This is a genomic window from Reyranella aquatilis (assembly GCF_020880995.1).
In the GTDB taxonomy this organism is placed as follows: Bacteria; Pseudomonadota; Alphaproteobacteria; order Reyranellales; family Reyranellaceae; genus Reyranella; species Reyranella aquatilis.
This window is the reverse complement of record NZ_JAJISD010000020.1, coordinates 1-20376: the sequence shown is the minus strand read 5'-3', so window position 1 is coordinate 20376 and position 20376 is coordinate 1. Positions and strand designations below refer to the sequence as shown.

The following is a 20376-nucleotide window of genomic DNA, read 5'->3' as shown; positions in this document are numbered from 1 at the left end:
ACCTGAAGCACGGAACTGAGACACGGACCTGAGGGGCCGCTGGACTCGGGCGGCCGCCCCGCCTATCTCCCCGCCCTCATGCCGACGCTGCGCTCGCTCGACGCCCTGGAACGCGAGGGCCTTCTCCTGCCCGATCCGCGGCTGGAGGAAGCCGCGCAATCGATGGCCATCGCCGTAACGCCCGAAATGGCGGCGCTGATCGATCGCGCGAATCTCGCAAACGATCCGATCGCGCGGCAGTTCGTGCCGAGCGTGCAGGAGACCGAGATCGCCGCCGCGGAACTGGCCGATCCGATCGGCGACGAGGCGCGCTCGCCGGTGAAGGGCATCGTCCATCGCTATCCCGACCGCGTTCTGCTGAAGCCGCTGCATGTCTGCCCGGTCTATTGCCGCTTCTGCTTCCGCCGCGAGAAGGTGGGGCCCGGCGGCGAGGCGCTGTCGGCCGATGAGATGGCGGCCGCCCTGGCCTATATCCGCGCGCGGCCCGAGATCTGGGAAGTGATCCTGACCGGCGGCGACCCGCTGATGCTGGCGCCGCGACGGCTGGCCGACCTGATGAACGCGCTGGCTGCGATCCCGCACGTGGCGATCGTGCGCCTGCACAGTCGCGTGCCGATCGTCGATCCCGGGCGCGTCACGGCCGAGCTGGTGCAGGCGCTGAAGCCCGGCCGCGTCGGCGTCTGGCTGGCCGTCCACTGCAACCACGCGCGTGAACTCGCCGGCCCCACACGGGCCGCGCTGGCGCGGCTGGCCGATGCCGGCCTGCCGCTGATGGGCCAGACGGTCCTGCTGAAGGGCGTGAACGACGAGGTCGAGACCCTAGAGCAACTCATGCGCGCGCTGGTGGCAGCGAGGGTGAAGCCCTACTACCTGCATCATCCCGACCTTGTGCGCGGTACCGGACATTTCCGCGTGTCCATCGAACACGGCCAGGCCCTGATGCGGGCCCTGCGCGGACGGCTTTCGGGGCTCGCCCAGCCGACCTACGTGCTCGACGTGCCCGGCGGCCACGGCAAGGTGCCGGTCGGCCCCGCCTATCTCGCGGACGATCCCCAGGCGATGACCGTCGAGGACGCGTTCGGCGGGCAGCATCGCTACCCGCCGGCCTGACGTCCCGTCATTAGATTTTCTCTAGGCCACCGTCAGCGTGGGGCCTCAGCGGCGGGCCGTCGTCGCCAGCGCCGGGCGCACGGTGCGCGCCTGCGGCGCAGCCAGCTCCTCGATCAGCCACTCCTCGAACGCCTTGGTCTTCGGCCGGCTGACCGAGGCCGGCGGACAGACGAACCACCAGGCCTTGCCGCTGTCGACGATCTGCTCGAACGGCTGGAACAGCCGTCCTTCCGCCAACTCCTCGCGGAAGAGCTGCGGCGGCCCCACCGCCACGCCCGCGCCTTCCATCGCCGCCTCCACCGCGATCATCGTCGAGTCGAAGGTGAGCACGCGCTTGGGCTTGAAGTCGCCGAGCCCGACAGCGCGCAGCCAGATCGCCCATTCGGGATCGTGCGTCATGTCGATGAACGGCACGCGCTTGAGATCGTCGAGCGTCTTCAGCTTGTCGCGATAGCGCTTGCCGCAGAGCGGCGTCAGCACGTCGCTGAACAGCCTCGTTGCATGCAGATCGGGCTCCGGCTGCACGGTGAAGCGGATGGCGCAGTCGACATCCTCGCGCGCGAAGTCGACGCGCTTCTGGCTCGTCGTCATGCGCACCTCGATCTCGGGATGCTTGGCCTGGAAGCGATGCAGGCGCGGCACCAGCCAGCCCAGCGCGAAGGTCGTGACGAGACTGACGTTCAATGTCCCGGAGTTGGCCTTGCGGCCGACCCGCTCGAGCGCGTTGGTCATGCGGTCGAACGCGTCGCGCAGATCGGGCAGCAGCGCCTCGCCCTCGCTGGTGATCTCCAGCCCGCGCGGCCGGCGCACGAACAGGGCGACGCCGAGCCTCTCCTCCAGCGCCTTCACCTGGTGGCTGACGGCGGCCTGCGTGACGTGAAGCTCTTCGGCGGCATGGGTGAAACTGGCGTGACGGGCGGCGGCCTCGAAGGCGCGCAGGGCGTTGAGTGGCAGCTGCGACCGGCTCATCTTGGAAACACGCTCATAGAAATTCTATGCCTCCCCCGAGCTTTCATCCTTTGCAAGTATCCACAGGATACAGCAAATACGGCCCAGAAACGAGGCGTAACCGCCGATTCCCGGCATCATCGCCTCAAGCGGAGCTAAGTCATGTCGATCGTATCCACCGCGCGGGTTTCCCACGCGAGCGCCCCCTCCTTCTCGTTCGGCCGCGCCGTCGCGCTGCTGGCGGGTACGGTCGTGGTCGGGATCGAGAAAATCATGACCCGATCCGAGCTGGCCCGTTCGCGACATCAGCTGGCCCAGCTGGACGAGCGACTGCTGCGAGACATCGGCATCGACCGGGCCACCGCCCGGTTCGAGGCCGGCAAGTCCTTCTGGTCGTAAGGCCGGTACGGAATTGCCGGCGGGCGCCGGATAGAGCAGGTTCGGGTCGTGGTGCTTTGATGGCGCCATGACCCAACATCCTCTTTCGTTCGCCGCCGTGGCCCTCGCCACTTCCCTCCTTCCCGACGCGGAAACCTGCTGGAACGCCGTCCAGCGGCGCGACCGTGCCTACAACGGCAGGTTCTGGTTCTCGGTTCGTACAACCGGGGTCTATTGCCTGCCGTCGTGCGCGGCGCGTCCGCCGCTGCGGCGCAACGTCGACTTCCACGCCTCGCCCGAGGCGGCGGAAGCGGCGGGTTTCCGTGCGTGCAAGCGGTGCAAGCCGCGCGCCTGGCAGGCCGACGCAGGCCTGAGCCAGCCGGTGGCGCGCGCCTGCGCGCTGTTCGAGGCTGCCGATGCCGACACGCCGCCGTCGCTGGCCGAGGTGGCGCGCGCGGTCGGCCTCTCGAGCGGGGCGCTGGGCAAGCGCTTCCTCGCCGAGCTGGGGGTCGCCCCGCGCGACTGGCTGGTGGCGCGCAAGCGCGAGCGCTTCCGCAGCGCGCTGCGCGGCGGCGCCAGCGTGGCCGACGCGATCTATGGCGCGGGCTACGGCTCGCCCAGCCGCGTCTACGAAAGCAGCGACAAGGTGCTGGGCATGACGCCCGCGACCTACGCCCGCGGCGGCGCCGGCGCCCGGATCGACTACACGATGGCCGACTCCGAGTATGGTCGCGTGCTGGTGGCCTCGACCGGCAAGGGCATCGCCGCGGTGTTCCTGGGCGACGACGACCGTTCGCTGGAGAAAAGCCTGAAGCAGGACTTTCCCGCCGCCGAACTCCAGCGCAACGACACGGTCCTCGGGCCGCGTGTGAAAGCCGTCCTGTCGCGGCTCTACGGCCGCAAGCCCACCGCCCTCGACGCGCCCGACGTGCCGCTCGACATCGTGGGCACCGCCTTCCAGTGGAAGGTCTGGAAGGCGCTGACCGAGATCCCGGCCGGCGAGACCCGCACCTACGGCCAGATCGCCCGACAGATCGGCGAGCCCAAGGCGGCCCGCGCGGTGGGACGGGCCTGCGCCACCAACCAGGCGGCCGTGGTCATTCCCTGCCACCGCGCCGTGGGATCGAGCGGCGCCCTGACCGGCTATCGCTGGGGTGTGGCACGCAAGGAGCGGCTGCTGGCCGAGGAACGCCGGCGCAGCAGCAGGTAGAAGGCGCCCGTGCCGCCATGATGCGCATGGGCGGCCCGGACCGCGCGGACCCGCTCACGGTTGTCGCCGCGATTGAGCCATCCCACGAACTCCGCCCGGATGCGGCCGTCGATCAGGCGCTCGCCTTCGCGGCGCAGTCCCTTGCCCGTGACCACCAGCACCACGCGCATGTCCTGGGCCGATGCCCTTGCCAGGAAGGCGGTCACGGCGCGCTCCGCCGCCGCGAGGGTCATGCCGTGCAGGTCGATGCTGGCCTCCGGCGAGAGCTTGCGACGCGACAGCGCCCGCGAGACGTCGCGGTCGAATTGATTGTCGGTGGGGGAAAGATCCGGAACGCGCGGCCGGACGGGGACGGGGCGCGGCCGGGGCGCCGGCGTGGCGGCCGGCCGGAGCGGCTTCGGTGCCCCGGCGACCGGGTTCGCTGCGGACTTCGACGCGGCCTTGGCCTCGACGGCGGGCACCCGCGACGCGGCCGCCCGCTTGCGCTTCAGCGGCTTCACGCCGGCCATCGCGGCGGCAAACAAGTCGAGGTCCTTGACCATCCGTTTCGTCTAGCCTTGGCCGTGGGGCGGGTCTACACAGCCCGGCATGGCGATCGCGCCCCCTTCCCGGCCTTCCGGCCCGCCTCAACCCGACCCTGATCTCCAGACCGGCCTGCAGTATCTGCGCGCTGGCTGGTACGACCGCGCCGAGCCGCTGTTCCGCAGCGCCATGGTCCGCTTCGGGGAACGTCCCGACATCCTGCACTATCTCGCGGTCTGCCTGTCGCAGCGCGGCGCGGTGAAGGAAGCCGAGGGCCTGTGGCGGAAGGCGGTCGCGAAAGACCCCAACGAGCCGATGCTGATCTACAATCTCGGCCTCGCCGCCCGGCGGCTCGGCAATCTCGACGAGGCGGCGCGCCGTTTCCGCGACACGATCCGCCGCGCTCCCACCCACGTCGAGGCGCGCCTGGCGCTGGCCTCCATCCACATGGACATGGGCCGCTTCGCCGCCGCCGAGCGCGAACTGTCGGAATTCGTGGCCAACGTCGATCGCGCCATCCACGAGCATGGCACCGAGACGCTGAAGCCGCTGCAGGCGCGCGCCCGCAACATGCTGGGCTATGCGCTCTACCGGCTGGGCCAGCACTCCGCGGCCATCGAAGTATTCGACATGGCGCTGCAGGACGCCGGCGACAATGCCGAGCGCCGCGCCCAGATCCTGGGCGACCGCTCGTTGTCGCTGGCGGCCCTCGGCCACTACGACGAGGCCATCGCCGAGGCGGGCCGGGCGCTCGAACTGGCGCCGGGCAGCGCCACGCTCAATCACACGGTGGGATTCGTCCTCTATTTCAGCGGCCGCCCGAGCGATGCGATCCCGCATCTCGAGAAGGCGCTGGAACTGGATCCCGCCTTCACCGTCGCCCTGAATACCATGGCGCTGGCACGGACGGCCGCCGGCCAGGCCGATCAGGCGACGGACATCCTGAAGAAGGTCCTCGAACGAGACCCACTCGATCAGGACAGCGTTTTACAGCTCTCGAACCTCTACGTGCAGCTCGGCCGCTTCGACGAGGCCCTCCAGGTCCTCGATCCCTACCTGAAGGCGGTTTCCGGCGATGCCCGCGCCCTGAACAATCACGGTCTGGCGCTGCTCGGCCTCAAGCGGTTCGACGATGCCCGCCGCGTGCTGAAGAAGGCCGCCCGCATCTCGCCCGACGATCCGTTCGTGCAGACCAACTTCGGCCGCGCCCTGGTCGGCCTTGGCCGGGCCGCGGAAGCGCGCACGCACCACGAGCATGCCCTGCGCGGCCTGCCGGGCGACACCCGTCTGCTGGCCCATTACGGCATCTGCCTCGCGGCCCTGGGCGAGCGCGACCGCGCGCGCGAGACGCTCGATGCGGCGCTGGCGGCCGATCCCAACAACGAAGAGGCCCTGCTCGCCCGCGCCGGGCTCGACGCATGAGCGAAGGTGCCGACCGACTGGCCGACGTCACAGGCCACATCGCAGAGGCCGCGCGCGCGGCCGGTCGTTCGCCGTCGGACGTCACGCTGGTCGCCGTGTCCAAGACGCACGGACCCGAGCGGGTGCGCGAGCTTCTGGACGCCGGCCATCGCGTGTTCGGCGAGAACCGCGTGCAGGAGGCCGAGGGCAAGTTCCCCGACCTGAAGGCCGCGTTTCCCGACCTCGAACTGCACCTGATCGGCCCCTTGCAGACCAACAAGGCGCGCGACGCCGTCGCCCTGTTCGACGTCATACAGTCGGTCGACCGCGAGCGCCTCGCCGCCGCGCTGGTCAAGGAGATGGACAAGCTCGGCCGCCGGCCCGCCTGCTACATCCAGGTGAATACCGGCGAGGAGCCGCAGAAGGCCGGCATCCTGCCGAAGGATATCGACGCCTTCGTGGCGCTCTGCCGCGACCAGTACAAGCTGCCGGTCGTGGGCCTGATGTGCATCCCGCCGGTCGACGAGGAGCCGGCGCTGCATTTCGCGCTGCTCGGAAAGATGGCGGCGCGCAACGGCCTCGCGAAACTCAGCATGGGCATGAGCGCCGACTACGAGACCGCGGTCCGCCTGGGCGCCACCCATGTCCGCGTCGGCAGCGCCCTGTTCGGTTCGCGGCCTCCGCCGGAGAACCATGCCTGAACTGCCCGAGGTCGAGACCGTCCGGCGCGGGTTGATGCCGCGCATGGCCGGCCGGCGCATCGTGCGGCTGCAGCAGCGCCGACGCGACCTCAGGGTCCCGCTGCCCGAGAAGTTCGCCGCCCGGGTGGAGGGTCGCACCGTCACCGGCATCGACCGGCGCGCCAAGTACCTGCTGATCCGGCTCGACGATGGCCAGACCCTCATCGTCCATCTCGGCATGTCGGGCCGCATGACGCTCTACGATGCCGAGACCGCGGCCAGCCATCCGCTCGCCGCGCACGACCATGTGGTCTTCGACATGGACGATGGCTGGCAGGTCCGCTTCAACGATGCCCGCCGCTTCGGCCTGATGGTGCTGGTGCCGGACGAGGCCGTCGCCACGCACAAATACTTCAAGAGCCTGGGGCCGGAGCCGCTGGACGACGCCTTCACCAGCGAGGTGCTGGCAGCACGGCTGGCCGGCCGCAGGACGCCGATCAAGGCGGCGCTTCTGGACCAGAAGACCCTGGTCGGCGTCGGCAACATCTATGCGTGCGAGGCGCTGTTCCTGGCCGGCATCTCGCCGCGCCGCTCGGCCCACACGGTCAAGGGCGAGCGCGCCGACCGGCTCGTCGCGGCGATCAAGCGGGTGCTGCTGCGCTCCATCGAGGATGGCGGCTCGACCCTGCGCGACCATGTCCAGCCGGGCGGCGAGCTGGGCTACTTCCAGACGCGCTTCAACGTCTACGACCGGGCCGGCATCGCCTGCCCGACGCCGGCCTGCGGCCACACGGTGCGCCGGCTGGTGCAGGCGGGCCGCTCGACCTTCTATTGCACGCGCTGCCAGCGGTAGCTAAGCAGCGCTCCAAGGGAATTTGAGGAGGAAGACGTGACGGCTGCCTACGAGAACATCCAGACGGAGACCCGGGGCCGGGTCGGCATCATCCGCCTCAACCGTCCGAAGGCGCTGAACGCGCTCTGCGCCGACCTGGTGCGCGAGCTCGGCCAGGCGCTCGACGCGTTCGAGGCCGATCCGGGCATCGGCTGCATGGTGCTCACGGGCAGCGACAAGGCCTTCGCGGCCGGCGCCGACATCAAGGAAATGAAGGAGAAGACCTACCAGGACGTCTTCCTGCAGGACTTCATCACCGTCGGCTGGGAGAAGGTGAGCCAGGTCCGCAAGCCGATCGTGGCGGCGGTCGCCGGCTACGCCCTGGGCGGCGGCTGCGAGATGGCCATGATGTGTGATTTCATCATCGCTGCGGACAATGCGAAGTTCGGCCAGCCCGAAATCACGCTGGGCACCATTCCGGGCGCCGGCGGCACGCAGCGCCTGCCGCGCTTCGTCGGCAAGTCGAAGGCGATGGACATGGTCCTCACCGGCCGCATGATGGATGCCGCCGAAGCCGAGCGCTGCGGCCTGGTCAGCCGGGTCGTGCCGCTCGCTCAGCTGATGGACGACGCCATCGCCACCGCCGAGAAGATCGCGGGCATGTCCCTGCCCGCCACCATGGTCGCCAAGGAGGCGGTGAATCGCGCCTTCGAAACGACCCTTTCGGAGGGCGTTCGCTTCGAGCGGCGCACGTTTCACGCAACTTTTGCCTTCGACGACCGGGCCGAGGGCATGGCGGCGTTCGCCGAGAAGCGCAAGGCGGGCTGGAAACACCGCTGATCCGGCGGTTTTGGCAAGCTTGACCGGCCCTCACCCGGCCCGTATAAGCGCGCCCTTCGAATAACGAGGACTATTATGGCTAATCACAAGTCGGCCGAGAAGCGCGCCCGCCAGACCGAGCGTCGCACCGCCGTGAACACGGCGCGCCGCAGCCGCGTCCGCGGTTCGGTGAAGAAGGTCGAGGAAGCGATCGCCTCGGGTGACAAGAAGGCCGCCCAGGAGGCGCTGCGTCTGGCGCAGCCGGAGATCCAGCGCGGCGCCACCAAGCGCATCGTGACCAAGAACGCCGCCTCGCGCCGCGTGTCGCGTCTGTCGGCCCGCATCAAGGCGATGGCCTGATCCTTCTCGAAGCCTCGCTTCAGAGATTGTGAACGCCGCTCCTTCGAGCGGCGTTTTCTTTTGGGGCGACGAACCACTCGAAAAAAAATCTCGGCGCGATTCGACATTGAACGTTTGGTCGTCGATTGGCCGACTGACATACGATTCGAATTTATCGAACGATGCGCTACGTCGAGCGCTAGATGTTGAGAGCGTGTTCGCGATCGACAACGCACAAAATCGAATCGCACAACTTGTCAATCGAGCAACGTCGCTAAGTGTATGAATAGCGTGCGGTGTTCTGCGTGTGAATCGTTTGCGCGCTTCGGAGAGTCTGGATAAGAGTCGGGACATCGCGGTGGGCGTGGGGCGCTGGATCGCGAGCCAGATGGAGAAGAGGGGATTCCTCTCCATCACAACGACGAACGAGGGAGACAGGTACACAACGCTTCGCAAGTTCGACGACAGAATGAAGATGAAGCGTCCCATAAGCGACGCTCGCCGAAAATCCCTCGTCATCCCTTGCCGTGTTGTGTGTCGCCCGAGATCGCTGGCTCGCCAGACAACGCCTCGCTTCGACGAATGAAAGCGGGGGCCATGTCGAACGATAAGAAAATCGCCGGCGCATACGAAGTGTCCCCCGCCGCCGGCTACACCGGCGATGTGACGCCTGCAGTTGCTTGGAAGATTCTCGGCGAGCAGAAGGACGCGATCCTGATCGACGTCCGCACGCGCGCCGAATGGAACTATGTCGGCGTGCCCGACCTGACCGGTCTCGACAAGAAGCCGGGCCTGGTCGAGTGGCAGGTCTTCCCCAGCATGCAGGTCAATCCCGAGTTCGTCGCCACCCTGACCGGTGCTGTGGCGGACAAGTCGACTCCCTTGCTCTTTTTGTGTCGGAGTGGCGTTCGCTCGGTCGCGGCGGCGAAGGCCGCTGCCGCAGCCGGCTACAGTACGTGTCTCAACGTGGCAGACGGCTTTGAGGGGCCTCTCGACCCGCACGGCAAGCGCGGTGCGACGGGGGGTTGGAAGGCAACGGGGCTTCCCTGGAGACAAACTTGAACAAGATCCAAGCGCCGTTCAAAGGCGACAATAACGCGACATATGAAATGAACACCGTGGCGGGGGCAGATATGGAAGAAATGGCGGGCCGAAAGGAGCTCGAAGCACATTGGGTGCGCGTCTGCGATCGGCTTCGCAAGGAGATAGGGGACAAGGCTTTCAAGACGTGGTTCGGCGAGGTCGAGCTGGGTGAGCTCAAGGCAGGCAAGCTGCGCCTCTACGCCCCGACCCGCTTCGTGCGCGACTGGGTCGGCCGTCACTACGGCGACCGCGTGCTCGCCTACTGGCAGTCGGTGAATGCCGAGGTGAAGAACGTCGAGGTGAATCTCGTGCCGCCGCCGGCGCCGCGCCGTCCCAACGAGATCATCGCCATGCCGCCGGTGCCCTCGTCGCAGAACAGCCACCAGCCGCCGATGCCGCGGATGGGCCCCTCGATCGGCCGCGGCGCCGACGAGATCTCCCAGACCCCGGAGGCACGCTACACCTTCAACAACTTCGTGGTCGGCAAGCCCAACGAGTTCGCATACGCCGCGGCGCGCAACATCTCCGAGCAGGACATGCCGCTGCCGGAGCGCAACCCGCTCTACATTTTCGGCGGCGTGGGCCTGGGCAAGACCCATCTCATGCACGCGATCTGGCATGTCATCCGCGAGCGCGATCCCAAGACCCGCGTCCTCTACCTGACGGCCGAGAGCTTCGTGAACCGCTTCATCCAGGCGCTGCGCACGAAGAACACCGGCCAGTTCAAGGAGCTGTTCCGCAACGTCGACGTGCTGATGGTCGACGACGTCCAGTTCATCTGCGGCAAGGAAGCCAGCCAGGACGAGTTCTTCTTCACCTTCAACTCGCTGGTCGAGCAGAACAAACAGATCATCCTGTCGTCGGAGAAGCCGCCGAGCGAGCTGCAGGACATCGAGGAGCGCATGCGTTCGCGCCTGGGCAGCGGCCTGGTCGCGGACATCCACTCCTCGACCTACGAGCTGCGCCTGTCGATCCTGCAGACCAAGGCCGAGAACGCGCGCGTCCCGGTGCCGGTCAACGTGCTCGAGTTCCTCGCGCACAAGATCAGCACCAACATCCGCGAGCTCGAGGGCGCGCTCAACCGCGTCGTCGCGCACGGCCAGCTGATCGGCCGCGAGATCACCGTCGAGATGGCGCAGGACGTGCTGCACGACCTGCTGCGCCAGGCCGACCGCAAGGTCACGGTCGACGAGATCCAGCAGCGGGTGGCCGCCCACTACAACATCAAGCTGGCCGAGATGAGTTCGCCCCGGCGGGCCCGTTCGGTCGCCCGCCCCCGCCAGGTCGCCATGTACCTGGCCAAGCAGCTCACGACCCTCAGCCTGCCGCAGATCGGCAAGCGCTTCGGCAATCGCGACCACACGACGGTCATGCATGCGGTGCGCAAGATCGAGGAGCTCAAGGTTTCCGACCATTCGATCGCCGAGGACGTCGAACTGCTGAAGCGCCAGCTGCAGGGCTGACAAAACTACTGCCGGGATATGTGGAACAGGCCCCGAAAGGGGCCTGTTTTGCGTCGTGCGCCAGGGTCTAAACGCTTCTAGAAACAGCGAAATCGCTTCCCGCGGGCAGGGGGCGTGATATACTTTTCAACCGTTCCAGCGGGGCTTTTCGCGGCCTCTGGAACGGGCCAGAAATTCCACCCAATCCGGCCCTGACTACGGCGACCAAAACATGAAACTGACGATCGAACGGGCGGCCCTTCTGAAGGCCCTGGCCCATGTCCAGAGTGTCGTCGAGCGTCGGAACACCATCCCGATCCTGTCGAACGTGCTGATCACCGCCCAGAAGGGGCGGCTGGCCCTGGCGGCGACCGACATGGATCTGGCCATCACCGAATCGGTGGAGGCGAGCGCCTCCAAGACCGGCTCGACCACGGCCCCGGCCCACACGCTGTACGAGATCGTCCGCAAGCTGCCTGACGGCTCCCAGGTCGAACTCGAAGCGGCCTCCGACGGCGGCAGCCTGGTCATCCGCGCCGGTCGCTCGCGCTTCACCCTGCAGTGCCTGCCGCCGGCCGACTTCCCGGCGATGACCGAGGGCGACCTGCCGCACCGATTCCAGCTGCCGGCGACCGACCTCAAGGCCATCATCGACCGCACCCGGTTCGCGATCTCCAACGAGGAGACCCGCTACTACCTGAACGGCATCTACTTCCATGCGGCCACTTCCGGCGCCACCCAGGTGCTGCGCGGCGTGGCGACCGACGGCCATCGCCTGGCCCGGGTCGAGGTGCCGCTGCCCAAGGGCGCCGGCGAGATCCCGGGCGTGATCGTGCCGCGCAAGACCGTGGGCGAGGTCCGCAAGCTGCTCGACGAAAGCGACGGCTCGGTCGACGTCGAGCTCTCCGACACCCGCATCCGCTTCTCCAGCGGCAATATCACCCTCGTCAGCAAGCTGATCGACGGCACCTTCCCCGACTACGAGCGCGTCATCCCGACCGGCAACGACAAGGTCCTGAACGTGCCGTGCAAGGAGTTCGCGAGCGCCGTCGACCGCGTCTCGACCATCTCCACCGAGAAGTCGCGCGCCATCAAGCTGGCGGTCGCCAAGGGCGTCGTCACGCTCTCGGCCACCAGTCCGGATGCCGGCAGCGCGACCGAGGAGATCGAGGTCGAGTACAAGGACACGGCCCTCGAGATCGGCTTCAACTCGCGCTACCTGCTGGACATCACCGAGCAGATCGCCGGCAGCGAGGCGCGCTTCCTCATGGCCGATGCCGGCTCGCCCACCCTGGTGCGTGACGGTGCCGACGAGAGCGCGCTCTACGTGCTCATGCCGATGCGGGTATGACGGCACAGGCCATCAGCGCCCTCGCCTACTCTTCCGACGCCGTATCGGGCGCTGCGCCGGCACTCCTCGCCGTGCGCCAGCTGCGCCTGACCGACTTCCGCAACTACCGCCAGCTCCGCCTCGACTGCGGCGCCGAGCCTGTCGTCCTCGTGGGCGACAACGGCGCGGGCAAGACCAACCTGCTCGAGGCACTGTCCTTCCTGGCGCCCGGCCGCGGCCTGCGGCGCGCCCGCCTCGACGATGTCTGCCGCCGCCCGCGCGGCGAGGAGCCCCCGGCCGCCGGCTGGGCGGTCGCGGCGACCCTGGACACGACCGACGGTCGGGTCGCCATCGGCACCGGCCTGGAAGCCGGCCGCAGCGAGACCAGCCTGCCGCGCCGTGCCGTGCGGATCGACGGACGGCCGATGCAGAGCCAGACCGCGCTCGGCCTGCATGTCGCCGCCGTGTGGCTGACGCCGCAGCTCGACCGCCTGTTCCTCGACGGCGCCACGGAGCGGCGGCGCTTTCTCGACCGGCTGGTGACGGCCCTGCATCCCGAACATGCGGGCGACGTTGCGGCCTACGAGAACGCGCAGCGCCAGCGCAGCCGCCTGCTGAGCGACGGCAACCGCGACCCGCACTGGTTCACCGCCCTGGAAGACACGATGGCCCGCCACGGCGTGGCGCTCGCCGCGGCGCGCGCCGACACGGTGCAGCGCCTCGACGCCGCTGCGCGGCTGGGCGTCGGCCCCTTCCCGCGCGCTTCGCTCGCGATGGCCGGCGAAGTCGACCGCTGGATCGCCACCATGGCGGCTATCGACGTCGAGGACCGGCTGCGTGGCGAACTGGCGGCCAGCCGCCTGCGCGACGCCGAGTCCGGCACCACGTCCTGCGGGCCGCATCGCAGCGACCTCGCGGTACGCCATCTCGATCTCGACCTGCCGGCGGCCGAGGGCTCGACCGGCCAGCAGAAGGCCGTGCTGGTCTCGATCGCGCTGGCGCATGCAAGGCTGGTGGCGCTGTCGCGCGGCCGGCCGCCCCTGCTGCTGCTCGACGAGATCGCCGCCCATCTCGATGCGGAGCGCCGGATGGCGCTGTTCGACGAGGTGGTGGCGCTGGGCGCCCAGAGCTGGATGACCGGCACGGATGCCGAACTCTTTGCGCCGCTCGGCGGCCGCGCGCAGATCCTGCGCGTGGCCGACGGCTCGATCGCGGCGGTCTGACACTTTTTTCGAAGGCCAGGATCATGAGCGACAACGACGTGACGCCGGGCGCCGAGGACTACGGCGCCGATTCCATCAAGGTGCTGCGCGGCCTCGAGGCGGTTCGCAAGCGCCCCGGCATGTATATCGGCGATACCGACGACGGCACCGGCCTGCACCACATGGTCTACGAGATCGTCGACAACGCGATCGACGAGGCGCTGGCGGGCTATTGCGACCGGGTCGACGTCGTCCTGCACGGTGACGGCTCGGCGACCGTTCGGGACAACGGCCGCGGCGTCCCGACCGACATCCACAAGGAAGAAGGCATCTCGGCCGCCAACGTGATCTTCACGCAGCTCCATGCCGGCGGAAAGTTCGACCAGAATTCCTACAAGGTGTCGGGCGGCCTGCACGGCGTCGGCGCGGCGGTGGTGAACGCGCTGTCGGAGCATCTCGACCTGCGCATCTGGCGCAACGGCAAGGAACACCACATGCGCTTCCGGCACGGCGAGCCGGAAGGGGACCTGCAGATCGTGGGCGAGGCCGACCAGGGCCAGCACGGTACGGAAGTGACCTTCCTGCCCTCCAAGGGAACCTTCACCAAGACCGAGTTCGACTTCGCCACCCTCGAGCATCGCCTGCGCGAACTCGCCTTCCTGAACTCCGGCGTGCGCGTGGTGCTGACCGACGAGCGCGGCGCCGAGCACAAGGTCTCCGAGCTGTTCTACGAGGGCGGTGTCGAGGCCTTCGCCAAGTACCTCGACCGCAACAAGGCGGTGCTGCACGACCCGCCCGTGTCGATCCGCGGCGAGAAGGACGGCATCGCGGTCGAAGTCGCGATGCAGTGGAACGACAGCTATCACGAAACGATGCTGTGCTTCACGAACAACATCCCGCAGCGCGACGGCGGCACGCATCTCGCCGGCTTCCGCGGCGCGCTGACCCGCACGCTGAACAAGTATGCCGACGAGAGCGGCATCTCGAAGAAGGAGAAGGTCGGCCTCACCGGCGACGACATGCGCGAGGGCCTGACCTGCGTCCTGTCGGTCAAGGTGCCGGATCCGAAGTTCTCCTCGCAGACCAAGGACAAGCTGGTCTCCTCGGAAGTGCGTCCGGTCGTCGAATCGGTGGTGGGCGACAAGCTCGGCCAGTGGTTCGAGGAGCATCCGGCCGAGACCAAGAAGATCCTGACCAAGGTGGTCGAGGCCGCGGCCGCCCGCGAGGCCGCGCGCAAGGCCCGCGAGCTCACCCGCCGCAAGGGTGCGCTCGACGTCTCCTCCCTGCCCGGCAAGCTGGCCGACTGCCAGGAACGCGATCCGGCGCTCTCCGAACTGTTCATCGTCGAGGGCGATTCGGCCGGCGGCTCGGCCAAGCAGGGCCGCAACCGCGCCAACCAGGCGATCCTGCCGCTGCGCGGCAAGATCCTGAACGTCGAGCGCGCGCGCTTCGACAAGATGCTGGGCTCGGCCGAAATCGGCACGCTGATCACGGCGCTGGGCACCGGCATCGGCCACGACGACTTCAACCTCGACAAGCTTCGCTACCACAAGATCATCATCATGACGGACGCGGACGTGGACGGCTCCCACATCCGCACCCTGCTGATGACCTTCTTCTATCGCCAGATGCGCGACCTGATCGAGCGCGGCTACCTCTACATCGCCCAGCCGCCGCTGTTCAAAGCCGCCAAGGGCAAATCGGCGATCTACCTCAAGGACGAGCGCGCGCTCGACGACCATCTGATCCAGACAGGCCTCGAGGGCGCCACGCTGCAGCTCGGCAGCGGCAGCGTGCTGGCCAAGGACGACCTGCGCAGCACGGTCGACATCGCCCGCTCCGTGACCAACCTCGTGAAGCCGCTGGCGCTGTCGCGTCGCGTCACCAGCCAGGCCGTGATCGAGCAGGCCGCGATCGCCGGTGCCCTCAAGCCCGATGTTCTGGCCGATCCGGAACTCGCCAGGCAAACGGCGGACTACATCGCCAAGCGCCTCGACGTCGTCAGTCCGGTACTGGAAAAGGGATGGACCGGCGAGCCGATCGCCGACGGCGGCCTCGCCTTCACCCGGCGCCTGCGCGGCGTCAGCGAGCGCCACGTGATCGACGGACCGCTGACCCGCAGCGCCGAGGCCCGCAAGCTCGATGCGCTGGCCGACGAGCTGCAGGCCGTCTACCAGAAGCCCGGCATCTTCGCGGTCAAGGACAAGGAAACCAGGATCTCCTCTCCCACGGAGCTGTTCGCTGCCGTGCTAGAGGCCGGCCGCAAGGGCGTCACGATCCAGCGCTACAAGGGGCTGGGCGAGATGAACCCCGACCAGCTCTGGGAGACCACGCTCGACCCCGAGGCCCGCACGCTGCTGCAGGTCCGCATCAACCATGCCGACGAGGCCGACGAGATCTTCTCGACCCTGATGGGCGACGTGGTCGAACCGCGCCGCGATTTCATCCAGGAAAACGCGCTGAAGGTCGCCAACCTCGATGTCTAGGATCCGTCCGGCGTTGATCGCCGCCGCTCTGCTCGCCGGCGCCGGCGCCGGCAGTGTCGCCACACCCGCCTTCGCGCAGACCCAGTCGTCGACGCCCACGACGAATGCGGGCACCAAGCTCAACTTCGCGTCGAACCTCGGAGGCGCCACCTTCGAACGCTCGGTCAACTACGCAGCCCCGCCGGCCAACAATCCGGGCCTGGGCATGTCGTATTTCTATTCCACGCCCAAGCGGCTCGCGATCACGGTGCAGGTGTTCGACCTCGGCCGTCGCGTGCCGGCGGGCAGCGACAATCCGACGGTGATCGCCCAGTTCAACAGCGAGCTCGCCTCGGCCGAGCAGCAGTTCAAGTATGCCGGCTACACCGCCTTCCAGAAGCCGTCGGTGCCGTCGACCTGTGCCTACGGCGCCGTGACGTTCCGCTGCGTCACCTACAGCGGCGTCACCCAGGCCAACTCGCGGATCTACAGCAAGCTGATGCTCACGGGCTTCCGCGACCATTTCATCAAGATCCGGATCGACTGGGCACAGTCGCACCAGCAGACGGCCGCCGACGCCGATGCCGTGCTGCAGTCGTTCGTTCCGGCGCTGATGCGCTGATCCCGATCACCTCCGGGTTCAGCGCAGGCCGAGTCGCCTGAACAGCCCGACCGTCGTCATCAGCCCCAGCGTGACGAGGCAGAGGCCGGCAATCTGCAGAGGCCCCGGGATTTCGCGCACGATCGGAATTCCGACCAGCACCGACAGGGCCGGCACAATGGCCGGGAACAGCACGGCGCGGCTGACGCCGAGGAAGATGACCGCCTGGCTATAGGCGATCATGGTGACGGCTCCCTGGAGTCCACCCTGCACCAGCCCCTGGAAGGCGAGCATGCCGAGCGGCAGCGCGTCGAGGTGGGCCACGCCCATGACCGCGAGATACAGGGGAGTCGTCAGGACGAACGACAGCACCGCCACGACGGCCGTCGCCTGCAGCGCCGGCAGGCGCCAGTGCCGCAGCAGCAGGGTGAAGCCCGCCCACAAGACGCTCGACGCGAAGAACAGGAGGTCGCCCAGCCAGGCGCGCTCGCCGGACGGCTGGGTCAGTCCGTCCCAGCCGATCAGGAAGATACCGGCAAGTACGATGGCGGCGCCGACCAGATGGCCGCGGCTCAACCGTTCGCGCAGGAACAGCGCGGCACCGATGGTGCTGACGATGGTGACGGTGGAGGGCGCGATAACCGCACCATGCGCAAGCGGCGCGAAGCCGTAACCGCCGGTCTGCAACAGCGCAAAGGGAGCGCCACCCAGCGCCGTCAGGACGAGCGAGCGGCGGAGGCCAATCCCGGCAAGGTCGCGCACGCCGTAGCGCAGGAGCAGGGGCAGCATGATCGCGCCGGCCACGATGTAGCGCGCGAAGATCATGTCGATCGCACCGAGGCCCCCCAGGATGCCGGCACGCGCCGATGCAAACGACAGCGATGCGCCGAGCGCCATGACCGCACCGCACAGGAATCCCAGGTGTTCACGGGTGACTTGCACGGACTTCGAATGGGCCATGCATCGGCGCTAGCACGGACCGGGCCAGCCGCCTACGAATTTTAGTGCGGTCGCTCCAGAATTATGGTTTGAATGGAGACATGGCCCGCCTGAAGGAATTCGACGAAGACCGTGCGCTCGATGCCGCGATCGACTGCTTCTGGAGTCGTGGCTACGAGGCGACGTCGGTGCGCGACCTCGCGCGAGAAATGGGGATCGGTGGCGCGAGCCTCTACAATGCCTACGGGGACAAGCGCTCGCTGTTTGCCCGCGTCCTGGAGCGCTACGCCAACGGCACGACCCGCGAGCGCATCGCGCGCCTGGAAGCGAGCCACCCACCGCGCGAGGCGATCCGCGCCTTCCTGGCCGAAGTGATCGACCGATCGCTGAAGGACCCCGACTGCAAGGGGTGCCTGCTCGTGAACTCCGCGATCGACGTGGCCCCGCACGACGCCGAACTGGGGCGCGTGGTCGCCGCCTATCTCGAAGAGATCCGTGCCTTCTTCCAGCGGATGGTCGAGGCGGCGAACCAGGCCGGCGAGACGCCGCGCGGGACCGATGCCCATGCCCTCTCCCTTCACCTGTTGGGCGTACTGATGGGCATGCGCGTGCTGGCACGGACGGGCGCCCGGCGGCGGACGCTGGAAGCCGTAGTCCGCCCGGCGCTGGAGCTCCTGGGGAGGCCGCATTGATCGATCATCTCAACGAAGCCGCCGTGAGCGCACTGCCGGACGACGGTCCTGTCGTCATGCTGAACCTGATGCGTTTTCGCGACCGCTCGCTCGACGGCAACGGCAGCGGCTGGGACGCCTATCTGCGCTACAGCGCGATGACCATAAAGCTGATCAAGGCGCAGGGCGGCACCATCATCTGGACCGGCAATGCCGAGACGGTGGCGCTGGGCGAACCGGACCGCCATCGCTGGGACTACGTGGCGCTGGTCCGCTATCCCTCCCGCGCCGCGTTCCTCGCCATGATGAATTCGCCCGAATACGCGGCCGCGAACGTCGAACGCGAGAACGGCTGCAGCGACCACGCGATCGTCGCCACGCGCGAGACCTATCGCAAGTTCAGCGAAACCCGAACCAGGGAGTAGACGATGTCATTGGCAGACAAACTCTCGGCCATGCGGGCGGCCAGCGCGGCGCGTCTTCCCGCTGAAAAGCAGGCCATCATGGAAAGGGCCACCGAAGACCAGCGGCGGACGGGAATCCTCGACCGCATCGTGCCGGTCGGCCGTCGGATGCCGGCCTTTGCCCTGGCCGATCACAGCGGGCGTCGTGTCGACTCGGACGATCTCCTGGCCGGTGGTCCGTTGGTCCTGTCCTTCTTCCGAGGATCCTGGTGACCCTACTGCCGTCATGAGCTGGATGCTCTGCAAAGCGAATACGCCGACATCGCGGGCCTCGGGGCCAGCCTCGTCGTGATCTCTCCCGAACGGCCGGCGCGCACGGCCGACATGGCCGCCAAACAGAAGCTGACCTTTCCGATCGTCTGGGACGAGAAGTCCGCGGTCGCGGAAGCCTTCGGCCTTGCCTTCACGCTGCCCGACGATCTCAGGGAAGTCTATCTGAGCCTGGGAATCGACCTCCCGCAGCACAACGGCGATGCCTCGTGGCGACTGCCGGTTCCCGCGCGCTTCGTCGTCGACGGCGAAGGTATCGTGCGCTCGGTCGAAGCCGACGTGGACTACAAGTACAGGCCAGAGCCGGAACCCACCGTCGCGCTCCTGCGTGACATCGTGGTGGGCTGAGCCCGCGCGCCGGCAACAGGGGACGCAAGCTCATGGTCAAACGTCTCAGCGACATGCCGGAGGTCGAGGCTCATCACCTCCGGCGCATCGAGTGTCCCGCCTTCGACGACACGCCCGCCCTTCCCGGTAAGCCGCTCACCGGGCGCCGCGTCGCGCTGATCTCCACGGCCGGCCTGCACCGGCGCGGCGACCGGCCGTTCCGGCCAGGCGACGGCAGCTATCGTGTCATTCCGGCCGAGACACCGGCGCGCGACCTGGTGATGAGCCACATCTCGGTGAACTTCGATCGCACCGGCTTCCAGCAGGACCACAACGTCGCCTTCCCGATCGACCGGCTGCGCGAGCTGGTCGACGAAGGTGTCGTCGGGTCGATGGCGTCGATGCACTATTCGTTCATGGGGGCGTTTCCGCCCGATGCGGCCGAGCCGCACGCCCAGCATCTGGCCGGCCTGCTGAAACAGGATGCGGTCGACGCGGCGCTGCTCGTCCCCGTTTGACCCGCCTGCACGCGCGCCGTGGGCGCGCTGGGCCACTTTCTCGAGCGTCAGGGCATTCCGACCGCCAGCATCAGCCTGGTGCGGGAGCACACCGAAACCATCCGTCCGCCGCGCGCCCTCTGGGTGACGTTCGAGCTGGGCCGACCGCTCGGCATCCCCGACGATGCGGACTTCCAGCGGCGCGTGCTGCGCGCAACGGCCGAGCTGCTGGAGCGGACCGACGGGCCGCTGATCGCCGACTATCCCGAGGAAGTCGCCGAGGAGGCCGACTTCACCGGCTGGGCCTGCCCGATCAACCTGGCGCCCCAGGCAACCGACACGCTGGCGGCCGAGATCGACCGTCTGGCGACCTGGCACGACCAGAGCGTGGCGAGAACCGGCCGCACCACCGTGGGCGTTTCCGGCCTCGACATGCCAGCGGCCGGCGCCCTTCTCTCCGCTGCGCTGGCCGGCGATCTGCCGCCGGCCCAGACGCTCAAGGAAGCGGTCGACGATCTGCGGGCCTACTATCTGGAAGCCGCCTCGGCCTTCCCCGATCCCGGCACGGCGAAGAAGCGCAAGGCCTGGCTTTGGGACGAGACTCTTTTCGGCAAGGCGCTGCTCGACCTGCAGCCCCGGCTGGCCGCGAGTGCCGACCCGCAGCACAGGATCCTGGGCAATCTCACCTTGATCCCGGCGACCGAGCGTCACCGGCTGGCCAAACCCTAGAGCGCTTCTGGGCGAGATTGAATCAAGCCGAACATTCAAACAACGACCTCACCCTGAGGAGCATCGCGCAGCGATGCGTCTCGAAGGGTGGGAACGCGCACCTTGCCTGTTGCCCAT

At 68.1% G+C, this 20376-nt stretch carries 22 protein-coding genes and 1 pseudogene; 20 read left to right on the top strand and 3 right to left on the bottom strand.

Going from position 1 to position 20376, the window contains the following annotated elements:
• The first annotated feature begins 78 nt into the window (after positions 1-78).
• On the top strand, positions 79-1110 hold the full coding sequence (locus LJ725_RS28340; RefSeq protein WP_230554274.1) for a lysine-2,3-aminomutase-like protein: 1032 nt from the start codon (positions 79-81) through the stop codon (positions 1108-1110).
• A 45-nt stretch (positions 1111-1155) separates the two neighbouring features.
• Here LJ725_RS28340 and gcvA read toward each other — a convergent pair whose 3' ends face one another.
• On the bottom strand, positions 1156-2079 hold the full coding sequence (gcvA, locus tag LJ725_RS28335; RefSeq protein ID WP_230554273.1) for a transcriptional regulator GcvA: 924 nt from the start codon (positions 2077-2079) through the stop codon (positions 1156-1158).
• A gap of 141 nt (positions 2080-2220) precedes the next feature.
• On the opposite strand from gcvA, the gene LJ725_RS28330 reads away from it, so the two are divergent.
• Entirely contained in the window at positions 2221-2457 is a 237-nt protein-coding gene (locus LJ725_RS28330; protein ID WP_230554272.1) for a DUF1127 domain-containing protein, read from the top strand.
• 67 nt (positions 2458-2524) lie between these two features.
• A complete protein-coding gene (gene ada, locus LJ725_RS28325) occupies positions 2525-3646 on the top strand; it encodes a bifunctional DNA-binding transcriptional regulator/O6-methylguanine-DNA methyltransferase Ada (protein WP_230554271.1) in 1122 nt (373 codons plus the stop codon).
• On the opposite strand, the gene LJ725_RS28320 is transcribed toward ada, so the two are convergent.
• The gene (locus tag LJ725_RS28320; protein ID WP_230554270.1) at positions 3580-4188 is read right to left on the bottom strand and encodes a Smr/MutS family protein; all 609 of its coding nucleotides are present in this window, start codon (positions 4186-4188) and stop codon (positions 3580-3582) included. The genes ada and LJ725_RS28320 overlap by 67 nt on opposite strands.
• Positions 4189-4234: 46 nt before the next feature.
• On the opposite strand from LJ725_RS28320, the gene LJ725_RS28315 reads away from it, so the two are divergent.
• The 11 genes from LJ725_RS28315 to LJ725_RS28265 all read left to right on the top strand — a co-directional run bounded on the left by LJ725_RS28315 (position 4235) and on the right by LJ725_RS28265 (position 16383).
• Positions 4235-5590, top strand: coding sequence for a tetratricopeptide repeat protein (locus LJ725_RS28315; RefSeq protein ID WP_230554269.1), 1356 nt, complete (start codon positions 4235-4237; stop codon positions 5588-5590).
• Positions 5587-6270, top strand: a complete 684-nt coding sequence (locus LJ725_RS28310) for a YggS family pyridoxal phosphate-dependent enzyme (RefSeq protein WP_230554268.1) — start codon at positions 5587-5589, stop codon at positions 6268-6270. Before LJ725_RS28315 ends, LJ725_RS28310 begins: the two co-directional genes overlap by 4 nt.
• Positions 6263-7102 (top strand): bifunctional DNA-formamidopyrimidine glycosylase/DNA-(apurinic or apyrimidinic site) lyase, encoded by an 840-nt coding sequence (gene mutM, locus LJ725_RS28305; RefSeq protein ID WP_230554267.1) that lies wholly within the window; start codon positions 6263-6265, stop codon positions 7100-7102. The genes LJ725_RS28310 and mutM overlap by 8 nt, the downstream gene beginning before the upstream one ends.
• A gap of 36 nt (positions 7103-7138) precedes the next feature.
• Positions 7139-7921: an enoyl-CoA hydratase gene (locus LJ725_RS28300; protein WP_230554266.1), complete on the top strand. Its 783-nt coding sequence runs from the start codon at positions 7139-7141 to the stop codon at positions 7919-7921.
• Positions 7922-7996: 75 nt separating this feature from the next.
• A complete protein-coding gene (gene rpsT, locus LJ725_RS28295) occupies positions 7997-8260 on the top strand; it encodes a 30S ribosomal protein S20 (protein WP_230554265.1) in 264 nt (87 codons plus the stop codon).
• Positions 8261-8836: 576 nt separating this feature from the next.
• A complete protein-coding gene (locus tag LJ725_RS28290; RefSeq protein ID WP_230554264.1) occupies positions 8837-9301 on the top strand; it encodes a rhodanese-like domain-containing protein in 465 nt (154 codons plus the stop codon).
• Positions 9298-10785 carry a chromosomal replication initiator protein DnaA gene (dnaA, locus tag LJ725_RS28285; protein ID WP_230554263.1) on the top strand — a complete coding sequence of 496 codons (1488 nt, stop codon included), beginning with the start codon at positions 9298-9300 and terminating at the stop codon, positions 10783-10785. The genes LJ725_RS28290 and dnaA overlap by 4 nt, the downstream gene beginning before the upstream one ends.
• 211 nt (positions 10786-10996) lie before the next feature.
• The gene (gene dnaN, locus LJ725_RS28280; protein ID WP_230554262.1) at positions 10997-12115 is read left to right on the top strand and encodes a DNA polymerase III subunit beta; all 1119 of its coding nucleotides are present in this window, start codon (positions 10997-10999) and stop codon (positions 12113-12115) included.
• Positions 12112-13317, top strand: a complete 1206-nt coding sequence (recF, locus tag LJ725_RS28275) for a DNA replication/repair protein RecF (RefSeq protein ID WP_230554261.1) — start codon at positions 12112-12114, stop codon at positions 13315-13317. Before dnaN ends, recF begins: the two co-directional genes overlap by 4 nt.
• A gap of 23 nt (positions 13318-13340) precedes the next feature.
• Positions 13341-15782, top strand: coding sequence for a DNA topoisomerase (ATP-hydrolyzing) subunit B (gene gyrB, locus LJ725_RS28270; RefSeq protein ID WP_230554260.1), 2442 nt, complete (start codon positions 13341-13343; stop codon positions 15780-15782).
• The gene (locus tag LJ725_RS28265; RefSeq protein WP_230554259.1) at positions 15775-16383 is read left to right on the top strand and encodes a hypothetical protein; all 609 of its coding nucleotides are present in this window, start codon (positions 15775-15777) and stop codon (positions 16381-16383) included. The genes gyrB and LJ725_RS28265 overlap by 8 nt, the downstream gene beginning before the upstream one ends.
• 18 nt (positions 16384-16401) lie before the next feature.
• Here the strand turns inward: LJ725_RS28265 and LJ725_RS28260 are convergent, their stop codons facing one another.
• Positions 16402-17304: a DMT family transporter gene (locus LJ725_RS28260; protein WP_230554258.1), complete on the bottom strand. Its 903-nt coding sequence runs from the start codon at positions 17302-17304 to the stop codon at positions 16402-16404.
• 98 nt (positions 17305-17402) lie between these two features.
• Here LJ725_RS28260 and LJ725_RS28255 point away from each other — a divergent pair, with 98 nt between their 5' ends.
• From LJ725_RS28255 to LJ725_RS28230, 6 genes and pseudogenes are all read left to right on the top strand, one after another.
• Positions 17403-17993, top strand: a complete 591-nt coding sequence (locus LJ725_RS28255; protein ID WP_230554257.1) for a TetR/AcrR family transcriptional regulator — start codon at positions 17403-17405, stop codon at positions 17991-17993.
• On the top strand, positions 17990-18397 hold the full coding sequence (locus tag LJ725_RS28250; RefSeq protein WP_408015779.1) for a DUF1330 domain-containing protein: 408 nt from the start codon (positions 17990-17992) through the stop codon (positions 18395-18397). The genes LJ725_RS28255 and LJ725_RS28250 overlap by 4 nt, the downstream gene beginning before the upstream one ends.
• 3 nt (positions 18398-18400) lie before the next feature.
• Positions 18401-18649, top strand: a complete 249-nt coding sequence (locus LJ725_RS28245; RefSeq protein WP_230554256.1) for a thioredoxin domain-containing protein — start codon at positions 18401-18403, stop codon at positions 18647-18649.
• Positions 18650-18661: 12 nt separating this feature from the next.
• Positions 18662-19054: pseudogene (locus LJ725_RS28240) on the top strand (redoxin domain-containing protein); the annotation flags it as partial.
• Positions 19051-19551 carry a glycine/sarcosine/betaine reductase selenoprotein B family protein gene (locus LJ725_RS28235; RefSeq protein ID WP_268990913.1) on the top strand — a complete coding sequence of 167 codons (501 nt, stop codon included), beginning with the start codon at positions 19051-19053 and terminating at the stop codon, positions 19549-19551. The pseudogene LJ725_RS28240 and the gene LJ725_RS28235, both read left to right, overlap by 4 nt.
• Before the next feature lie 18 nt (positions 19552-19569).
• Positions 19570-20259, top strand: a complete 690-nt coding sequence (locus LJ725_RS28230) for a hypothetical protein (RefSeq protein WP_230554254.1) — start codon at positions 19570-19572, stop codon at positions 20257-20259.
• Positions 20260-20376: the final 117 nt, after the last annotated feature.

Excerpts from the sequence above, each read along its gene's own strand:
- LJ725_RS28340 (WP_230554274.1), top strand. The coding sequence starts at position 79 with ATGCCGACGCTGCGCTCGCTCGACGCCCTGGAACGCGAGGGCCTTCTC.
- gcvA (WP_230554273.1), bottom strand. The coding sequence starts at position 2,079 with ATGAGCCGGTCGCAGCTGCCACTCAACGCCCTGCGCGCCTTCGAGGCC.
- LJ725_RS28330 (WP_230554272.1), top strand. The coding sequence starts at position 2,221 with ATGTCGATCGTATCCACCGCGCGGGTTTCCCACGCGAGCGCCCCCTCC.
- ada (WP_230554271.1), top strand. The coding sequence starts at position 2,525 with ATGACCCAACATCCTCTTTCGTTCGCCGCCGTGGCCCTCGCCACTTCC.
- LJ725_RS28320 (WP_230554270.1), bottom strand. The coding sequence starts at position 4,188 with ATGGTCAAGGACCTCGACTTGTTTGCCGCCGCGATGGCCGGCGTGAAG.
- LJ725_RS28315 (WP_230554269.1), top strand. The coding sequence starts at position 4,235 with ATGGCGATCGCGCCCCCTTCCCGGCCTTCCGGCCCGCCTCAACCCGAC.
- LJ725_RS28310 (WP_230554268.1), top strand. The coding sequence starts at position 5,587 with ATGAGCGAAGGTGCCGACCGACTGGCCGACGTCACAGGCCACATCGCA.
- mutM (WP_230554267.1), top strand. The coding sequence starts at position 6,263 with ATGCCTGAACTGCCCGAGGTCGAGACCGTCCGGCGCGGGTTGATGCCG.
- rpsT (WP_230554265.1), top strand. The coding sequence starts at position 7,997 with ATGGCTAATCACAAGTCGGCCGAGAAGCGCGCCCGCCAGACCGAGCGT.
- LJ725_RS28290 (WP_230554264.1), top strand. The coding sequence starts at position 8,837 with ATGTCGAACGATAAGAAAATCGCCGGCGCATACGAAGTGTCCCCCGCC.
- dnaN (WP_230554262.1), top strand. The coding sequence starts at position 10,997 with ATGAAACTGACGATCGAACGGGCGGCCCTTCTGAAGGCCCTGGCCCAT.
- recF (WP_230554261.1), top strand. The coding sequence starts at position 12,112 with ATGACGGCACAGGCCATCAGCGCCCTCGCCTACTCTTCCGACGCCGTA.
- gyrB (WP_230554260.1), top strand. The coding sequence starts at position 13,341 with ATGAGCGACAACGACGTGACGCCGGGCGCCGAGGACTACGGCGCCGAT.
- LJ725_RS28265 (WP_230554259.1), top strand. The coding sequence starts at position 15,775 with ATGTCTAGGATCCGTCCGGCGTTGATCGCCGCCGCTCTGCTCGCCGGC.
- LJ725_RS28255 (WP_230554257.1), top strand. The coding sequence starts at position 17,403 with ATGGCCCGCCTGAAGGAATTCGACGAAGACCGTGCGCTCGATGCCGCG.
- LJ725_RS28245 (WP_230554256.1), top strand. The coding sequence starts at position 18,401 with ATGTCATTGGCAGACAAACTCTCGGCCATGCGGGCGGCCAGCGCGGCG.